Source organism: Corallococcus sp. RDP092CA (assembly GCF_041903675.1).
Taxonomy (GTDB): domain Bacteria; phylum Myxococcota; class Myxococcia; order Myxococcales; family Myxococcaceae; genus Corallococcus.
In genome coordinates, this window is record NZ_JAYESI010000001.1 from 1 (window position 1) to 18158 (window position 18158).

General features: G+C 66.6%; 17 protein-coding genes, 1 tRNA gene and 1 pseudogene. All 19 read left to right on the forward strand.

All coding sequences use genetic code 11. The features are described from left to right. Positions 1-185, forward strand: a pseudogene (gene tuf, locus U8525_RS00005) (elongation factor Tu); the annotation flags it as partial. Between the two features lie 94 nt (positions 186-279). Further along, complete coding sequence (gene rpmG / locus U8525_RS00010) at positions 280-444, forward strand: 50S ribosomal protein L33 (RefSeq protein ID WP_002617522.1); 165 nt, start codon at positions 280-282, stop codon at positions 442-444. A 22-nt stretch (positions 445-466) separates the two neighbouring features. Further along, positions 467-542 (forward strand) — tRNA-Trp (locus U8525_RS00015). Positions 543-630: 88 nt separating this feature from the next. Next, the gene (gene secE / locus U8525_RS00020; protein ID WP_374259434.1) at positions 631-1074 is read left to right on the forward strand and encodes a preprotein translocase subunit SecE; all 444 of its coding nucleotides are present in this window, start codon (positions 631-633) and stop codon (positions 1072-1074) included. Continuing rightward, positions 1074-1622 (forward strand): transcription termination/antitermination protein NusG, encoded by a 549-nt coding sequence (nusG, locus tag U8525_RS00025; RefSeq protein WP_120526763.1) that lies wholly within the window; start codon positions 1074-1076, stop codon positions 1620-1622. The genes secE and nusG overlap by 1 nt, the downstream gene beginning before the upstream one ends. 108 nt (positions 1623-1730) lie before the next feature. Beyond that, positions 1731-2177 carry a 50S ribosomal protein L11 gene (gene rplK, locus U8525_RS00030; protein WP_374259437.1) on the forward strand — a complete coding sequence of 149 codons (447 nt, stop codon included), beginning with the start codon at positions 1731-1733 and terminating at the stop codon, positions 2175-2177. Positions 2178-2205: 28 nt separating this feature from the next. After that, a complete protein-coding gene (rplA, locus tag U8525_RS00035; RefSeq protein WP_374259440.1) occupies positions 2206-2919 on the forward strand; it encodes a 50S ribosomal protein L1 in 714 nt (237 codons plus the stop codon). Positions 2920-3316: 397 nt separating this feature from the next. After that, positions 3317-3838 carry a 50S ribosomal protein L10 gene (gene rplJ / locus U8525_RS00040; RefSeq protein ID WP_374259442.1) on the forward strand — a complete coding sequence of 174 codons (522 nt, stop codon included), beginning with the start codon at positions 3317-3319 and terminating at the stop codon, positions 3836-3838. A gap of 89 nt (positions 3839-3927) precedes the next feature. After that, positions 3928-4299 carry a 50S ribosomal protein L7/L12 gene (gene rplL / locus U8525_RS00045; protein ID WP_374259444.1) on the forward strand — a complete coding sequence of 124 codons (372 nt, stop codon included), beginning with the start codon at positions 3928-3930 and terminating at the stop codon, positions 4297-4299. Between the two features lie 181 nt (positions 4300-4480). Continuing rightward, the gene (gene rpoB / locus U8525_RS00050) at positions 4481-8707 is read left to right on the forward strand and encodes a DNA-directed RNA polymerase subunit beta (protein ID WP_374259446.1); all 4227 of its coding nucleotides are present in this window, start codon (positions 4481-4483) and stop codon (positions 8705-8707) included. A gap of 132 nt (positions 8708-8839) precedes the next feature. Beyond that, entirely contained in the window at positions 8840-13051 is a 4212-nt protein-coding gene (rpoC, locus tag U8525_RS00055; protein WP_374259448.1) for a DNA-directed RNA polymerase subunit beta', read from the forward strand. A gap of 174 nt (positions 13052-13225) precedes the next feature. Continuing rightward, positions 13226-13675, forward strand: a complete 450-nt coding sequence (locus U8525_RS00060; RefSeq protein ID WP_374259450.1) for a hypothetical protein — start codon at positions 13226-13228, stop codon at positions 13673-13675. A gap of 103 nt (positions 13676-13778) precedes the next feature. After that, positions 13779-14129 carry a phasin family protein gene (locus U8525_RS00065; protein ID WP_374259452.1) on the forward strand — a complete coding sequence of 117 codons (351 nt, stop codon included), beginning with the start codon at positions 13779-13781 and terminating at the stop codon, positions 14127-14129. After that, positions 14126-14887: a lytic transglycosylase domain-containing protein gene (locus tag U8525_RS00070; protein ID WP_374259454.1), complete on the forward strand. Its 762-nt coding sequence runs from the start codon at positions 14126-14128 to the stop codon at positions 14885-14887. The genes U8525_RS00065 and U8525_RS00070 overlap by 4 nt, the downstream gene beginning before the upstream one ends. A gap of 162 nt (positions 14888-15049) precedes the next feature. Beyond that, entirely contained in the window at positions 15050-15736 is a 687-nt protein-coding gene (locus tag U8525_RS00075; protein ID WP_374259456.1) for a hypothetical protein, read from the forward strand. A gap of 24 nt (positions 15737-15760) precedes the next feature. Beyond that, positions 15761-16225, forward strand: a complete 465-nt coding sequence (locus U8525_RS00080; protein WP_374259458.1) for a social motility and stimulation tgl protein — start codon at positions 15761-15763, stop codon at positions 16223-16225. 23 nt (positions 16226-16248) lie between these two features. Then, positions 16249-17007, forward strand: coding sequence for a social motility TPR repeat lipoprotein Tgl (gene tgl / locus U8525_RS00085; RefSeq protein WP_374259460.1), 759 nt, complete (start codon positions 16249-16251; stop codon positions 17005-17007). A gap of 20 nt (positions 17008-17027) precedes the next feature. After that, positions 17028-17414 (forward strand): helix-turn-helix domain-containing protein, encoded by a 387-nt coding sequence (locus U8525_RS00090; protein ID WP_374259463.1) that lies wholly within the window; start codon positions 17028-17030, stop codon positions 17412-17414. Positions 17415-17423: 9 nt separating this feature from the next. Next, entirely contained in the window at positions 17424-18158 is a 735-nt protein-coding gene (gene recO / locus U8525_RS00095; protein ID WP_374259465.1) for a DNA repair protein RecO, read from the forward strand.

Consider the following 18158-nt stretch of genomic DNA (forward strand, 5'->3'; position numbering starts at 1 on the left):
GCACCACGGACGTGACGGGCACGGTGAAGCTGCCGGACAACGTCGAGATGGTCATGCCGGGCGACAACATCGCCATCGAGGTGGAGCTCATCACCCCGGTCGCGATGGAGAAGGAGCTCCGGTTCGCCGTCCGCGAGGGTGGCCGTACGGTGGGCGCCGGCGTTGTTGCGGAGATCATCGCCTGATCGGCTTCCCGCCGACCGGCTTTCACGGGCACTGAGTTGCGAAGGGGAGGGCTGCATCTGTAGCCTTCCCTTCTCGCATCTGGTGAAATGAACCATGCCTAAGGGTAACCGTTCCATCATCTCGCTCGAGTGCACCACGTGCAAAGAGCGGAACTACACGACCACGAAGAACAAGCGGAAGAGCCAGGACAAGCTCGAGCTGAGCAAGTTCTGCCCTCGCTGCCGCAAGCACACGGACCACAAGGAAGGCAAGGTCTAGGTCGTCGGTTTCATGAAGATTTAGGCCAGTAGCTCCAACGGTAGAGCAGCGGTCTCCAAATCCGCGTGTTGGGGGTTCGAATCCCTCCTGGCCTGCCAGCTTCAGTACAGGGACCCCCGGTACCGAGCGGTGCCGGGGGTCCCTGCCTTTTCGCAGTCCCGCTTCCGCAGTCCCTCGTGAGGCACCATGGCGACGGCATCTGAGGCCAGCCAGCAGGCTAACCGCTCGGGCATCGACCCCAAGCGGCTCGTGGTCATCTTCTATCTCGTCTCCGGCATCGTCCTGGCCCTCTTCCTGGAGCACGTCTTCGGGTTGCTCTGGAGTCGGTTCGGCTGGAGCGACGTGGAGCTCTTCGAAGGTCTCGGCTGGCGCGTGTCGACGCTGGTGGGCTATGTGGGCGCCCTGGTCCTGATGCTGGCGGCCTACTTCCACCCTCGCACGCACGCCCTCTCCATCGACGTGGCGTCCGAGCTGATGAAGGTCACGTGGCCTACCTGGTCGGAGACCCGCGCGTCGACCATGGCCGTGGTCGTCGCCTCGCTGGTGGCGGCCGTTCTGCTCTTCTGCATCGACACCGTCGCGTACAACTTGATGGTGGAGTGGCTGCCTACCCTGTGGGGGAAGCTGTAATGGCGAAGAAATGGTTCACGGTCCAGACCTACTCGAACTACGAGAACCAGGCGAAGAAGAACCTGGAAGAGCAGGTGCGTCTCAAGGGCCTGCAGGACCAGGATCTGATCGGTGAGATCCTCATCCCCATGGAGCAGGTCGTGGAGATGGTGAACGGCGAGAAGAAGACCACGCGCCGCAAGCTCTTCCCGGGCTACATCTTCGTCCAGATGGAGCTCAACGACATCACCGTCCACCTGGTGAAGAACACCTCCAAGGTGACGGGGTTCCCGGGCGTCGGCCAGAACGAGCAGCCCCGGCCCATGTCGGACCGCGAGGTCGAGCGCCTCACCGCGCAGGTCACCGAGGGCGCCCACAAGGCCAAGCCCAAGGTCCAGTTCGAGACCAGCGACACGGTGCGCGTCATCGACGGCCCGTTCGCCAACTTCAACGGCACCGTGGAAGAGGTCAACCCGGAGAAGGGCCGCGTGCGCGTGCTCGTCAGCATCTTCGGCCGCGCGACCCCCGTGGAGCTCGACTTCATGCAGGTGGAGAAGACCACCGGCTAGTTTCATCAGTCTTCCGCGCCCGGGTGATGGGCGCGGCTCAACGGGTGGGAGGGTCGCCCCGTCTGGCGGCCCGTCGGAACCACCCTCTCGAAAGGCAGCAGTCCGCCGATGAAGAAGGTCACAGGTCAGGTCAAGTTGCAGATTCCCGCCGGCAAGGCGAACCCCGCTCCGCCGATCGGCCCCGCGCTCGGTCAGCAGGGCGTGAACATCATGGAGTTCTGCAAGCAGTTCAACGCGAAGACGCAGGCGGAGGCCAAGGAGGGTCTGATCATCCCGGTGATCATCACCGTGTATCAGGACCGCTCCTTCACCTTCATCCTGAAGACCCCTCCCGCCGCCATCCTCATCAAGAAGGCCGCGGGTCTCCACACGGAGAAGAAGAAGGGTTCGGGCGCGAAGAAGCCGGGCAAGGAGAAGGTGGGGCAGATCTCCCGCAAGCAGCTCGAGGAGATCGCCAAGAAGAAGATCCAGGACACCACCGCCGCGTCCCTCGAGGCCTGCATGAACACCATTGCTGGCACCGCGCGCTCCATGGGCATCGACGTCGTCGGCTAGCCCGCCCCCTCTCTCAAGGATTCCTGCAATGGCTAACTCCGGAAAGAAGTTCCGCGCGTCCAACGATCTGGTGGACCGCAACAAGCGCTACGCCGTCGCCGAGGGCTTCGCGCTGCTGAAGAAGACCGTGGAGGCCCGCGCGACGAAGTACGACCAGACGGTCGACGTCGCCATCAACCTGGGCGTGGACCCGAAGCACGCGGACCAGATGGTCCGTGGCGCCGTGGTGCTCCCGCACGGCACCGGCGCCACCGTGCGCGTGGCGGTGTTCGCCAAGGGCGAGCGCGCCACCGAGGCCACCAACGCCGGCGCGGACATCGTCGGCGCCGAGGACCTCCAGAAGCGCATCGAGGAGGGCTTCCTCGACTTCGACACCGTCATCGCGACGCCGGACATGATGGGCATCGTCGGCCGCCTCGGTAAGGTGCTCGGTCCCCGTGGCCTCATGCCGAACCCGAAGGTCGGCACGGTGACCATGGACGTCGCCAAGGCCATCCGCGACTCCAAGGGCGGTAAGGTGGACTTCCGCGCGGAGAAGGCGGGCATCGTCCACGCCAAGATGGGCAAGGCCTCCTTCGAGGCGGACAAGCTCGAGGCGAACTTCAACGCGCTGGTGGACCTGGTGATGAAGCTCAAGCCGGCCACCGCCAAGGGTGTGTACCTGAAGGGCGTCGCCATCTCGACGACCATGGGGCCGGGCATCAAGCTCGACACCCAGGAAATCCTGGCGCGTCACCGCTAATCGCGGGTGCCAGGAGGGGCAGGGAAGGGTGCGCTCCCTGACAGGGAGCGTCGCTCCTGTCGCCTGTAGAACGTCGGTCCGATAGAAAGTGCTGGATCTTTGCGAAAGCCGGGGGTATAGGCCCCCGGCTTTTGCAATTGGAGCGCCATGTCGTGAGACGCGGCGTTCCGACCTGGTTCATGACAGCAGGGACCTGGATTGGGGAAGACGCTTCCGTTGGGAACCGGGCAACCGGTCGGGCCGTCCATCCACTCCTGGTTCAAACGACCGCAAGGTCAGCCCTGCCGAGACTGGAGGTGCGGTGTGGTGCCTCTCGGAGGCTCCTCTCTCGCTCTGCCACTTTGGCCCAGGCATCACGCCCGACTGTCAGGTCGGGCCATGAAGGAGGTGAGTCAAGGTGCTGAAGAGCGAGAAGGAAGAGATGATCAAGGACCTTCACGATAAGTTCACGCGGACCAAGACCGCGGTGCTCGTGGAGTCCTCCAAGGTGAACGTCGAGACCGTCACTCGGCTCCGTCGCAAGTTCCGCGAGGGCCAGGTCGAGTACAAGGTCATCAAGAACACGCTGGCGCGCCGTGCCGCTCAGGGTACGTCCGTCTCCGTGATTTCGGATGACTTCACCGGTCCCGTGGCCCTCTGCATCAGCTACGACGACGAGGTGGCTCCTGCGAAGATCCTGATGGATTTCATCAAGGACATGGAGACCATCAAGGTCCGTAGCGCCGTCGTCGCCGGTAACAAGGTCGACGCCAACGGCGTGAAGGCGCTGGCGAAGCTGCCAGGCCTCAACGAGCTGCGCGGGCAGTTGCTCGGCATGCTCAACCAGCCGGCGGGCAAGCTGGTCCGGACCATCGCGGCCCCCGGGTCGCAGCTCGCGCGCGTCATCCAGGCGCACGCGGACAAGGCGCAGGGGCAGTAATCGTTCCGAGAAGTTTTTCTACCGCAACCTCTTCGGCCGAGCCGCCCAAATGGGTCGCCGGCCGTTAGTCAACCAGAAGGAACAGTTCCATGGCCGATTTGAACGCGATTGCTGAAGAACTCTCGAAGCTCACCGTCCTCGAGGCGGGCGAGCTCGTGAAGCTGCTGGAGAACAAGTGGGGCGTGTCCGCCGCCGCCGTGGCCGTTGCCCCCACGGGCCCCGCCGCCGCCGCTGCCCCTGTTGAGGAGAAGACGGAGTTCAACGTGGTGCTGGCGAACGCCGGCGCCAACAAGATCAACGTCATCAAGGAGATCCGTGCCATCACCGGCCTGGGCCTGAAGGAGGCCAAGGACCTGGTCGAGGGCGCGCCCAAGACGGTCAAGGAAGGCGTCAACAAGGACGACGCCAAGAAGATCAAGGACCAGCTCACCGCGGCTGGCGCCACCGTCGAGATCAAGTAGTTCTGTCCAGGGGCTACCCTGTTCTTCCGGGAAATCCCGGGTAGCCGCCTGATCGGATGAGCAGGCCGGCGCTCCCTTTGTTGGGGCGCCGGCTTTGCCCATTTGACATTTGCCAAATTTCCCGGCGCCGCCGCGCGTTACTGAAGTTTGCCCCGCCCGAGCAGCCGTCCCCGGAGACCGAATGCCGACGCAGATCCAGAACAATTTCCGCGTGCGGAAGACCTTCGCGAAGATCGCGAAGATCATCGACATTCCCAATCTCATCAACATCCAGAAGCAATCCTACGAGAAGTTCCTCCAGGCCGACATCGCCCCGGAGAAGCGTGAGGATCTTGGCCTTCAGGGTGTCTTCAAGTCCGTCTTCCCGATCCGGGACTTCAACGAGACCTCCTCGCTGGAGTTTGTCAGCTACCACCTGGAGAAGCCGAAGTACGACGTCGATGAGTGCCACCAGCGCGGAATGACCTACTCGGCGCCCATCAAGGTCGTCGTGCGCCTGGTCGTCTGGGACAAGGACGAGGAGACCGGCGCCCAGTCCATCCGCGACGTGAAGGAGCAGGAGGTCTACTTCGGCGAAATCCCGCTGATGACGCAGAACGGTACCTTCATCATCAACGGCACCGAGCGCGTGGTGGTGAGCCAGCTGCACCGCAGCCCGGGTGCGTTCTTCGACCACGACAAGGGCAAGAGCCACTCGTCGGGCAAGCTGCTCTACAACGCCCGCATCATCCCGTACCGCGGCTCGTGGATCGACTTCGAGTTCGACCACAAGGACCTGCTGTACGTGCGCATCGACCGGCGCCGCAAGCTGCCGGCCACCGTGCTCATCCGCGCCCTGGGCGCCGTCGGTGACACGGCCAAGAAGAACCCGCTCGACTTCAAGGGCTCCACCGAGGAGATCCTCAACTACTACTACGCCACCGAGACCATCTACCTGCAGAGCGCCGCGGACTTCGAGAAGTCCGTCGAGCTGGAGCTCCTGCCGGGTCAGCGCGCCACGCGCGACATCAAGACCAAGTCCGGTGAGCTGATCGTCAAGAAGAACCGCAAGTTCACGCGCGCCGCCATCAAGAAGCTCGAGGCGGCGAAGATGACCAAGCTGCCCATCGACGCGGACGAGCTCTTCACCAAGGTGTCCGCCTACGACGTGGTGGACGAGAACACCGGTGAGGTCATCCTCGAGTGCAACGAGGAGGTCTCCCAGGAGAAGGTGGACGAGCTCCTCAAGCGCGACATCAAGGAGTTCAAGGTCCTCTTCATCGACAACCTCAACGTGGGTCCGTACCTGCGTGAGACGTTGATGCTGGACAAGATCGAGTCGCCCGAGCAGGCCATCATGGAGATCTACCGGCGCCTGCGCCCGGGCGATCCCCCGACGCCGGAGACGGCGACGAACCTGTTCAGCAACCTGTTCTTCAACCCGGAGCGCTACGACCTGTCCAAGGTCGGTCGCCTCAAGCTGAACTTCAAGTTCAACCTCGAGGAGCCCCTGGACGGTCAGATCCTGACCAAGCGCGACATCCTGGAGGTCATCCGCTACCTGATCGACCTGAAGAACGGCAAGGGCACGATCGACGACATCGACCACCTGGGCAACCGCCGCGTGCGCGCGGTGGGTGAGCTGCTGGAGAACCAGTACCGCATCGGTCTGGTCCGCATGGAGCGCGCCATCAAGGAGCGCATGAGCCTCCAGGAGATCGAGACGCTCATGCCCCACGACCTGATCAACGCCAAGCCGGTGACGGCGGTGATCAAGGAGTTCTTCGGGTCCAGCCAGCTGTCGCAGTTCATGGACCAGACGAACCCGCTCTCCGAGGTCACGCACAAGCGTCGCCTCTCCGCGCTCGGGCCGGGCGGCCTCACGCGTGAGCGCGCGGGCTTCGAAGTCCGCGACGTGCACCCGACGCACTACGGCCGCATCTGCCCCATCGAGACGCCGGAAGGCCCGAACATCGGCCTCATCGCGTCGCTGTCGACCTACGCGCGCGTCAACGAGTTCGGCTTCGTGGAGACGCCGTACCGCAAGGTGGACGCGGGCAGCGTGACGTCCGACGTGGCGTTCTACTCGGCGCTGGAGGAGGAGAAGCACACCATCGCCCAGGCCAACGCGGAGACGGACAAGAAGGGCAAGTTCCTCAACGCGCTGGTGCAGAGCCGCCGCAGCGGCGAGTTCGTCCAGGTCAAGGCCGAGGACGTGGACCTGATGGACGTGTCCCCGAACCAGCTGGTGTCGGTGGCCGCCTCCCTCATCCCGTTCCTGGAGAACGACGACGCGAACCGCGCGCTCATGGGCTCCAACATGCAGCGCCAGGCGGTGCCGTTGCTGCGCACCGCGGCTCCGCTCGTGGGCACGGGCATCGAGGCCATCGTCGCGCGCGACTCGGGCGTGACGTGCGTGGCCCGCCGCGACGGCATCGTGGAGTCGGTGGACGCCAGCCGCATCGTGGTGAAGGCGGACGCCAACGCGGCGCTGAGCGACGTGTCCAGCGAGGTGGACATCTACAACCTGCTCAAGTACCAGCGCTCCAACCAGAACACGTGCCTCAACCAGAAGCCCATCGTCCGCAAGGGCGACCGGGTGAAGAAGGGCGACGTGATCGCGGACGGTCCGGCCACCGAGACCGGTGAGCTGGCGCTGGGGCAGAACGTGGTCGTCGCGTTCATGCCCTGGCAGGGCTACAACTTCGAGGACTCCATCCTCCTCAGCGAGCGCATCCTCAAGGAGGACGTCTTCACGTCCATCCACATCGAGGAGTTCGAGTGCATCGCGCGCGACACCAAGCTGGGCAAGGAGGAGATCACCCGCGACATCCCGAACGTGGGTGAGGAGGCCCTCAAGGACCTGGACGAGAGCGGCATCATCCGCATCGGCGCCGAGGTGAAGCCCGGCGACGTGCTGGTGGGCAAGATCACCCCGAAGGGCGAGACCCAGCTCTCCCCCGAAGAGAAGCTGCTGCGCGCCATCTTCGGTGAGAAGGCCGGCGACGTGCGCGACAGCTCCCTGCGCGTGCCCCCGGGCGTCGTGGGCACCGTCATCAACGCCAAGGTGTTCAGCCGCAAGGGCGTGGAGAAGGACGAGCGCGCCAAGCAGATCGAGTCCATGGAGGAGGCGAAGCTCCTCAAGGACCAGAACGACGAGATCAAGGTCCTCCAGGACTCCGCGTACAGCCGCATCCGCGGGCTGGTCCGTGGCAAGGAGGTCCAGGGCAAGCTCGTGGACGACAAGGGGAAGATCCTCCTGAAGAAGGGGGACATCCTCAGCGACGAGCTGCTGGCCACGGTGCCCTACAAGTACTGGGGCGAGATCTCCGTCGGTGATCCGCTGGACGCGCGCCTGCGCGACATCCTGCGCAACCTGGAGGAGACGAAGGAGGCCGTGAAGCTGGCCTTCGGCGAGAAGATCGCCCGCATCAAGAAGGGCGACGAGCTCCCCCCGGGCGTCATCAAGATGGTGAAGGTGTACGTCGCCATCAAGCGCAAGCTCGCGGTGGGCGACAAGATGGCCGGCCGCCACGGCAACAAGGGCGTCGTGTCCCGCGTCCTCCCCGAGGAGGACATGCCGTACCTGGAGGACGGGCGTCCGGTGGACATCGTCCTCAACCCGCTCGGCGTGCCTTCCCGCATGAACATCGGGCAGATCCTCGAGGTCCACCTGGGCTGGGCCGCGAAGGGCGTGGGCGAGCAGATCCAGCGCTACATCGAGGAGAACTTCAGCGGCGAGCAGCTCAAGAAGCAGCTGAAGACCGTGTACGACGACAAGGCGTTCGGTGACTTCGTGGACGGCCTGTCCGACCCCGAGGTCCAGGACCTCTGCCGCCGCCTGAAGAAGGGCATCCACGTCGCGACGCCGGTGTTCGACGGCGCCCGCGAGTCGGAGATCCACAACCTCTTCGACGAGGGCCGGCTGCCGCGCTCCGGCCAGATGGTGCTCTTCGACGGCCGCACGGGTGAGCCGTTCGACCAGAACGTCACCGTGGGCGTGATGTACATGCTCAAGCTGCACCACCTGGTGGACGAGAAGATCCACGCCCGTTCCATCGGGCCCTACTCGCTCGTCACGCAGCAGCCCCTGGGCGGCAAGGCCCAGTTCGGCGGTCAGCGTCTGGGCGAGATGGAAGTCTGGGCGATGGAGGCCTACGGCGCGGCTTACACGCTGCAGGAGTTCCTCACGGTCAAGTCGGACGACGTGGTGGGCCGCACGCGCATGTACGAGGCGATCGTCAAGGGCGACAACGTCCTCGAGAGCGGCCTGCCCGAGTCGTTCAACGTGCTCCTCAAGGAGCTCCAGTCGCTGGCCCTGGACGTGGAGCTGCTGGAGAGCGCGCCTCCGGAGCGCCAGCGCAGCTTCGGCGGCGACTTCCTGGGTGGCGGCGACGGCGAGGACCGGAAGTCGGGGACCGAGGCCTAGGCCTTTTCAAAGAAGCCGGTGCGCCCGCCTGACCGGCTGGCTGCTTCCTCGTGGAGGGAGCGGCTGGCCGGGTGCAGGGCGGGGGCCCGAAACGTTTGGCGCCTCGGGCGCTCATAAGTTTTCGGAGGCAACGTGAAGGACATTTTCAACTTCTTCGAGAAGCCGAAGGACCCGCTGTCGTTCAACGCCATTCGCATCGCGCTGGCGTCGCCCGACAAGATCCGCCAGTGGTCGCACGGCGAGGTGAAGAAGCCGGAGACGATCAACTACCGCACCTTCAAGCCGGAGCGGGACGGCCTGTTCTGCGCCCGCATCTTCGGGCCGGTGAAGGACTACGAGTGCAACTGCGGCAAGTACAAGCGCATGAAGCACCGTGGCGTCGTGTGCGAGAAGTGCGGCGTGGAGGTCATCCAGTCCAAGGTGCGCCGTGAGCGCCTGGGACACATCACGCTGGCCACGCCCGTGGCCCACATCTGGTTCCTCAAGTCGCTGCCCAGCCGCATCGGCAACCTGCTCGACATCACCCTCAAGGAGATGGAGAAGGTGCTGTACTGCGAGAGCTACATGGTCATCGACCCCAAGGCGACGCCGCTCCAGCGGGGCGAGCTGATCTCCGAGGAGAAGATGCACCGGCTCTTCCAGGAGCACGGTGAGGACTCGTTCACCGCGGGCATGGGCGGCGAGGCCGTCCGTGAGATGCTCAAGTCCCTGGACGTGGAGAAGCTGTCCGAGGAACTGCGCAAGGACATGCGCGAGACGACCAGCGAGGCGAAGCGGAAGAAGTACGCCAAGCGCCTGAAGGTCGCCGAGGCGTTCCGCTCGTCCGGCAACAAGCCGGAGTGGATGATGCTGGACGTCATCCCGGTCATCCCGCCCGACCTGCGCCCCCTGGTGCCCCTGGACGGCGGCCGCTTCGCGACCTCCGACCTCAACGACCTGTACCGCCGCGTCATCAACCGCAACAACCGCCTCAAGCGGCTGCAGGAGCTGAACGCGCCGGACATCATCATCCGCAACGAGAAGCGGATGCTCCAGGAGGCCGTGGACGCGCTGTTCGACAACGGCCGCCGCGGCAAGACCATCACCGGCCCGAACAAGCGGCCGCTGAAGTCGCTGTCCGACATGCTCAAGGGCAAGCAGGGCCGGTTCCGCCAGAACCTGCTCGGCAAGCGCGTGGACTACTCGGGCCGCTCCGTCATCGTCGTCGGTCCCGAGCTGCGCCTGCACCAGTGCGGCCTGCCGAAGATCATGGCGCTCGAGCTCTTCAAGCCGTTCATCTACAACAAGCTCGAAGAGAAGGGCTACGTCACCACCATCAAGTCCGCGAAGAAGATGGTGGAGAAGGAGCGTCCGGAAGTCTGGGACATCCTCGAGGACGTGATCCGCGAGCACCCGGTGCTCCTCAACCGCGCCCCCACGCTGCACCGCCTGGGCATGCAGGCCTTCGAGCCCGTCCTCATCGAGGGCAAGGCCATCCAGCTGCACCCGCTGGTGTGCGCCGCGTTCAACGCGGACTTCGACGGCGACCAGATGGCCGTGCACGTGCCGCTGTCCATCGAAGCGCAGATGGAAGCGCGCGTGCTGATGATGTCGACGAACAACATCCTCAGCCCCGCGAACGGCAAGCCCATCATCGTCCCGACGCAGGACATGGTGCTCGGCATCTACTACATGACCCGCGCCCGCGAGTTCGCCAACGGCGAGGGCCGCGTGTTCTCGTCGCCGGACGAGGTGCGTGCCGCGTACGACCACGGCGAGGTGCACCTGCAGGCGAAGATCGTCTGCCGCATCGACGGCAAGCGGAAGGAGACCACGGTCGGCCGCGTGCTCCTGTGGGAGGTCGTTCCGCGCCGCGTGGGCTTCGACGCCATCAACAAGGTGCTCGACAAGAAGTCGCTCGGTAACCTCATCGACCTCTGCTACCGCCTCACGGGCGAGAAGGAGACGGTGCTGCTGGCGGACCGCGTCCGCAGCGCGGGCTACTTCCACGCGACCCGCGCCGGTATCTCCATCGCGCTCAAGGACATGATCATCCCTGCGAAGAAGCAGGAGTTCCTGGACTACGCGCGCAAGGAGGTGTCGGAGATCGAGAACCAGTACCTGGAGGGCCTCATCACCGACGGTGAGCGCTACAACAAGGTCATCGATATCTGGGCGGAGATCACCGAGAAGGTCGCCCAGGAGATGATGCAGCAGATCTCCCAGGACGAGGCCAGCGGGGACGTGGACGGCAAGCGCGTGACGCGCAAGCAGCCGTCGTTCAACCCCATCTACATCATGGCCGACTCCGGCGCCCGCGGCAGCGCCCAGCAGATCCGCCAGCTGGCGGGTATGCGCGGCCTGATGGCGAAGCCCTCCGGCGAGATCATCGAGACGCCCATCACGGCCAACTTCCGTGAAGGCCTCTCCGTGCTCCAGTACTTCATCTCCACGCACGGCGCCCGCAAGGGCCTGGCGGACACGGCGCTCAAGACGGCCAACTCCGGTTACCTCACCCGCCGTCTCGTGGACGTGGCGCAGGACGCCATCATCAACGAGTACGACTGCGGCACCATGGACGGTCTGTTCATCGGCGCCCTGGTCGAGGGCGGCGAGATCATCGAGCCGCTGGGTGAGCGCATCCTGGGCCGCGTGGCCCTGGACGACATCCTCGACCCGGTGACGGGCGAGGTGCTGGTGCGCGCGAACGAGGAGATCGACGAGGACCGCGTCCGCCGCATCGAGAACAGCGGCCTGGACAAGGTGAAGATCCGCTCGGTGCTCACGTGCCAGGCCAAGCGCGGCATCTGCGTGGAGTGCTACGGCCGTGACCTGGCGCGTGGCCGCAAGGTGTCCGTGGGCGAGGCCGTGGGCGTCATCGCGGCGCAGTCCATCGGTGAGCCGGGTACGCAGCTGACGATGCGCACCTTCCACATCGGTGGCGCGGCGACCCGTCGCGCGGAGCAGTCCAGCCTGGAGAACCGCTACGCGGGCTCCGTGAAGTTCGCGGGCCTGAACACGGTGCAGAAGGCGGACGGCACGCTGGTGGCCATGAACCGCAACGGCGAGATCGTCATCGTCGACGAGTCCGGCCGCGAGCGCGAGCGCTACCAGATCATCTACGGCGCCCGCATCCTGGTGAAGGAGAACCAGAAGCTGGAGCCGGGCGTGCTCCTGGCCGAGTGGGACCCGTTCGCCATCCCGCTGCTCACGGAAGTGGGCGGTGTCGTGCGCTACGAGGACATCATCGAAGGCGTGACGATGTCCGAGACGCTCGACGAGGTGACGGGCCTGTCGCGCAAGACGGTCATCGAGTCCAAGGACCCGGAGGCGCGTCCGCGCGTCACCATCCGTGACGCGGCCGGCAACGTGAAGGAGCTGCCGTCGTCCAAGAACCCGGCCAGCTACTTCCTGCCCCAGGGCGCCATCATCACGGTCAACGACCAGGATGAGATCAGCGCCGGTGAGGTCATCGCCAAGGTGCCGCGCGAGACCACGAAGACCAAGGACATCACGGGCGGTCTGCCCCGCGTGGCCGAACTCTTCGAGGCGCGCAAGCCCAAGGACGCGGCGGCGATCGCGGAGATCGACGGCGTGGTGTCCTTCGGCAAGGACACCAAGGGCAAGCGCAAGCTCATCATCACCCCCGAGGTGAACGGCGAGCAGCGCGCGGACCTGGCCAAGGAGTACCTGATCTCCAAGGGCAAGAGCATCAACGTCCACTCCGGCGACCGCGTGAAGGCCGGCGAGGCGATGATGGACGGCGCGGCCAACCCGCACGACATCCTCAAGGTGCTGGGCGAGAAGGAGCTCGCGCGCTACCTGGTGGACGAGGTGCAGGAGGTCTACCGACTGCAGGGCGTGAAGATCAACGACAAGCACATCGAGACGATCGTCCGGCAGATGCTGCGCCGGGTGCGCGTCACCGACGTGGGCGACACCAACTTCCTCGTGGACGAGCAGGTCGAGAAGTGGGTGTTCGAGGAGGAGAACGAGAAGGTCATGTCCGAAGGGAAGCGCCCGGCCGTGGGCGAGCCCCTGCTGCTCGGCATCACCAAGGCGTCGCTCTCCACCGAGTCGTTCATCTCCTCGGCGTCGTTCCAGGAGACCACGAAGGTGCTCACCGAGGCCGCCATCAACGGCAAGGTGGACTACCTGCGCGGCCTCAAGGAGAACGTCATCATGGGCCGGCTCATCCCCGCCGGCACGGGCCTGCCGAACTACAAGCACCTCGACATCGAGGTGGAGAGCCCCACGGACGAGGTCAACGAGATGGAGGCCGCCCTGGCCGCCACCCACGGAGACACCGGCCCGCTGGCCCCTCCGCCCTCGCGGCCGGACACCCGGTCCACCGACGTCGCCTAGTGTTTCCCCGAGGCGTCCCTGACGCTTCGTGAGCCAGCCGCCGTCCTGGTGTCATGCCGGGGCGGCGGCTTTCTCGTTTTGCACAGTCCAGCCCATGTTCGCTTGACGGCATGTTGCGGTGCGTTATGTTGACGCATCACGTTATTAGACCCGGAATACCGGGGGGAGTGCGACATGGCGACGACGAGCGAGAAGACGGGCGTGACGCAGAACGTGGAGGCCTACCTGAAGGGTCGGTTCTCCGAGGCGCAGAAGCGGTTCCAGGGGCTGGAAGGGGAGGCGAACAAGGCCTTCCGTGCGCTGGAGACGCGGGGCCAGGTGGCGGCGAAGGAGGTCCAGGCCCTGTGGACGAAGGTGCAGGCTGGCGAGCTGCGCGCGGATCCCCGCGTCCAGGAGCTGACGAAGAAGGTGGACGCGGCGGGCGTGGAGTTTCGCAAGCGGCTGGACGGGTTCCAGACGAAGGTCGTCGAGGCGGTGGGAGTTGCCAGCCAGTCCCAGGTGGAGCAGATCACCCGCGAGCTGAACCGCCTTTCGAAGAAGTTGGATGTGCTCTTGAAGCCCACCCGGCGGGCCCACCGGGCGACCAAGAATTCGGGCGGCGCGGCGTCTAGTCCGCGCGCCTGAGAGCGTTTCCTTCACCCATGGGGTGTGCTTAGGTCGCAGACCCCCTTGAATGCCCTGGGTTCCTTCCACCGGGAGGGCCTGGGGTAACTCCCGGAGCGACTTCATGGACAACAACACCGAGGGCCCCCGAGAGAAGACCTCCGTGGCGGAGGCATTCGAACGGATCTGGAGCCAGGCGCTCCTGGCGGTGAACACGGCGGAGGAGGAGGCCTCCCGTGCCGTGCAGCGCGTGGCGTCCGTCGCGGGCTGGAGCCAGGACGAGGTGAAGCGCCAGGCCCGTGAGTTCGCGGACCGGCTGGCGGGCCACCGCAAGGACCTGGAGCACAACGTGGAGGAGCGGGTCCGCACGGCCCTGAGCCTCCTGAAGCTGCCGCGCCGCGAGGAGCTGCAGGCGTTCGGTGCCCGCCTGGAGCGCCTGAACGAGCGCATCCAGGCCCTGGAGCACCGCAAGTGAGTGGACCCGCCGCCTCGGGCGGCAGGTCGTGGGGAACGCGGTTCTTCGCGGGGCTGCATGCCCTGAGCAGCGGGTGCTCCCGGCTCCCGCTGCTCGCGGGCGTGGCGCTCGTGGTGTCCGCGCGGGTGGTGCCCCTGCTGGAGGAGCCCGCCCCGTCGCCCGTGGTCCCTGAAGTGGTGGCGCAGGAGGCCATCTCCGAGGATGCGGCGCTCATCGACGCCGTGCTGGCCAAGCGCGCTCCGGACCTGGGGCTCACGCTGCGCCGGCGGCTGGGGCAGGCCATCGACGAGGAGTCGCGCCGCACGGGGTATGACCCGCTGCTGGTGCTGGCCATCATCGACGTGGAGTCCGACTTCGAGGAGGAGTCCGTCTCGGAGAAGGGCGCCCGGGGGCTGATGCAGATCAAGCCCAGCACGCTGCACTTCCTGGCGGAGAAGGAAGGTCTGAAGCTGTCGCGCGAGGAGGTGGTGGCGGACCCCGCCGTCTGCGTGCGCCTGGGCATCCGGTACCTGCGCAACCTGCAGGGCCGCTTCGGCGGCGACCTGGACCTGGCGTTGATGGCCTACAACGCCGGCCCCACGCGCATCCGGGACGCCATGAAGGCCAAGGAGCTGGAGAAGTTCCGCCGCTACCCCCGCGCCGTACGGCGTGACTTCCGCCGCTTCCGGGAGGGCCATGGCCTGGGCGGAGACTGGGCGCTCGCGCAGCGCGAGCTGCCTCCGCCGCCGCCCGACGAGACGCCGACCGCGGCGCCCTGAGCCGCTCGCGTCCGGCTGGACAGGAAGACGGGCCTCGGGGTGAATGTTCGTGGCGGCGGAGCGCTCCAAGGGGGCTGACCCCGCCTTGTCCCGCTCCCCCGGGTGCGCTAAGTCGTTCGCAAGCTCCCGGGACTGTTGAGGATTCCTTGGAGGAACGCCGCCATGCCCCGCACGTCCGCCCGCATCGCCATCACTGTCGCGGCCTCGCTCGTCCCCATGCTGGCCTTGGCCGGCTCGGTCTTCCTGAACGGTGTGAAGATCGACGGGGTGACGAACACGCGCTTCGAGAAGGCCACCGTCCGCATCGACGCGGAAGGGAACGTCCACATCGACGCGCCGGGGTACGCCGCCCGCGTGACGACCGTGACGCCCACGCCCGCGACGCCTTCCACCGCGACGCCTCCGGCCGCCGCCGCGGCTCCGGACGCGGGCATCGTCGCGCAGGCTCCGGCTCCGACCGCTCCCGCCGCTCCCACGTCCGGGCCGGCGCGCATCACGCAGCGCTACTGGCTGGTGACGGAGCAGACGACGCCGGGCATGACGGACTTCGACATCGACGTGTACGTGAACTCGCGCTGGCTGCGTCGTCTGCGCAACAACGAGGACCAGGTGGTGATGGACATCACCAGCCAGTTGCGTCCCGGCGCGAACGCGGTGACGCTGATTGCCCGCAAGGTGAACGGGGGCAGCCGCCGCAGCACGTCGCCCGGGAACGTCTTCAAGGTGATCATCGGCGAGGGCAACGAGGGCGGCGGCAACGTGATGGTTGACACGCCCCTCATCCGCTTCCAGAAGACGGCTGCGGACGCGCAGGACGCGACCGAGGAGTTCACCCTCACCACCCGCTGAGGGTGCGCGGGAAGGGAGACGACGGTGTTCACCATCGACGAGCGCTACCGGGGTCTTCCCGCCAACCGCGACCAGGTGCTCTCGCTGCACCTGTCGCTCAACACGCCGCACGTGGCCATCCCCGGCAAGCAGGCGGGGCCCGCGCAGGCCTTCGTGGTGGGGCTGCGCGGTGGACAGAGCGCGGGCGTCTTCGTGTACCTGTACCTGGTGGAGGCGGGGGACTGCGCGGTGTACGTGTCCGGCCGGCGCATCCAGTCCGCGGATGAGCTGCGCGAGGATGAGGACGACGCGCTCGCGTTCGTGGAGTCGCTGGGCTTCATGATGGACAACGCGAACTGGCGTGCCGCGGCGCCCGCGCAGCAGGACGAGTGGCTGAAGACGCTGCCCGTGTTCTTCCGGGAGCCCACGCTCGTGCCCGCCGTGAAGGCCCGCGCTGAAGAGAAGCGCAACGTCGCCACCACCCTGGGCCGCTTCCTGGCCGCGTTCTGACCCTCCACCCTGGATTGGCACCCATGTCCCGCATCACTTCCTCCTGCTTCCTCGCGTTCGCGCTCGCATCGGCGGGCTGCGCGCACGTCCCCACGGAGAAGGAGCGCCGGAGCTCGGAGATCCACTACGACCTGGGCGTGCAGGCCCAGCAGCACGGCGCGGTGCAGGACGCGCTCGCGGAGTACCAGAAAGCGCTGGAGCAGAACCCGGGCAACGCGGAGGCCCACAACGCGGTGGGCCTGCTGCTGCACCTGTCCTTCCGCCGGCTCGACGAGGCGGCGTCCCACTACGACAAGGCGCTGGAGCTGCGGCCGACCTTCTCCGAAGCGCGCACCAACCTGGGCAACCTGCGCCTGGACCAGGGGCGCTACGACGACGCCATCAAGCTGTACGAGGAGTCGCTCAACGACATGCAGTACCGCTACGGCTTCTCCGCGCAGGGGAACCTGGGCTGGGCGCTCTACAAGAAGGGCGACACGGCGAACGCGGTGCAGAACATCAAGGCCGCCGTCACCACCAACCCGGAGTTCTGCCTGGGCTACAAGAACCTGGGCATCATCTACGACGAGACGGGCAAGACGGAGGAGGCGTGCCGGCAGTTCGCCCACTACCGTGAGAAGTGCCCGGACGTGGCGGAGGCCTACCAGCGCGAAGGCGTGTGCCAGGCGAAGCTCGGGCGGGTGGAGGAGGCGAAGAAGGCGTTCGCGAGCTGCGAGTCCAAGGCCCAGGCGAACGAGTCCGAGCTCAAGGACCACTGCCGCTCACTGCTGGACCACCTCTAGCCGCGGGACCCCGAAAGACCGTGGACCACGTCGACTTCGGCAAATACCTCAGCCAGCAGCGCGAGCTTCGCGGCCTGTCGCGCGAGGACGTCTCCCGGGAGACGAAGATTCCCCCCAGCCTCGTCGCCGCGCTGGAGGCGGGGCAGGTGGAGCGGCTGCCCGAGCGCGTGTTCGTGCTCAACTACATCCGCGCGTACGCGCAGGTCATCGGCCTGTCGCCAGAGGAGGCGGCGCTGCGCTACGAAGAGGTGGACCGGGCGGTGCCCGCGCCTTCGCCGGCGCAGCTGGAGCAGGCGCGGCGCAAGCGGGCGTACCTCATCCTGGCCATCCTCCTGGCGGTCGTGCTCCTGGGCGCGGGCCTGTTCCTGGTGCTGTCCGGGAAGCTCCCGCCCCCGGCCGCGCGTTGAAGAGGGATCATGGAGCGGTACGCCGACGACGCGTTCGTGCTGTCCACGGTGGACTATGGTGAGTCCGACCGGCTGGTGACGCTGCTCACGCGTGAGCACGGCAAGCAGACCGCGTTCGCCGCGGGCGCGCGCAAGAGCAAGCGCCGTTTCGCGGGGGCGCTGGAGCCGTTCATGCGGCTGCGCGTGCAGCTCGTGGAGACGCGCGGCAGCACGGTGCGGCTGGACTCCGCGGACATCGTCGCGGGCTTCTATGCCGCGCGCGAGGACCTGTCGCTCATCGCCCGGGCGCTGTACTCCGTGGAGCTGTGCCGCGAGCTCACGCGCGACCATGAGCCGCACCCGGAGCTGTTCGAGCTGGTGGAGGGCTACCTTCACCGGCTGGACGCGAAGGAGGCCGGGCCCACGTCGCTGCTGGCGTTCGAGCTGGCGGCGCTGGCGCAGGCGGGGTTGATGCCGCGCTTCGACTCCTGCTCGCTGTGCGGCGGTCTGCCCGGCGAGCGGCCCCGGTTCGACCAGGGCCACGGCGGCGCGGTGTGTGAGCCGTGCGGTGGACGCGCGCGCGACTCGGTGCCCGTGCCGGTGGCGCTGCTGGCGGGGCTGCGTTCGCTCCAGGAGGGTCAGCGCACGCCGCTGCCCGCGGACCTCCGCGCGCGGGCGCGGGGGCTGCTCAACGTCTTCATCGCGCACCACGTGGGCCGCAAGCTCAAGAGCGTGGACTTCATGGCGCAGGTGGGCCTGGACTGA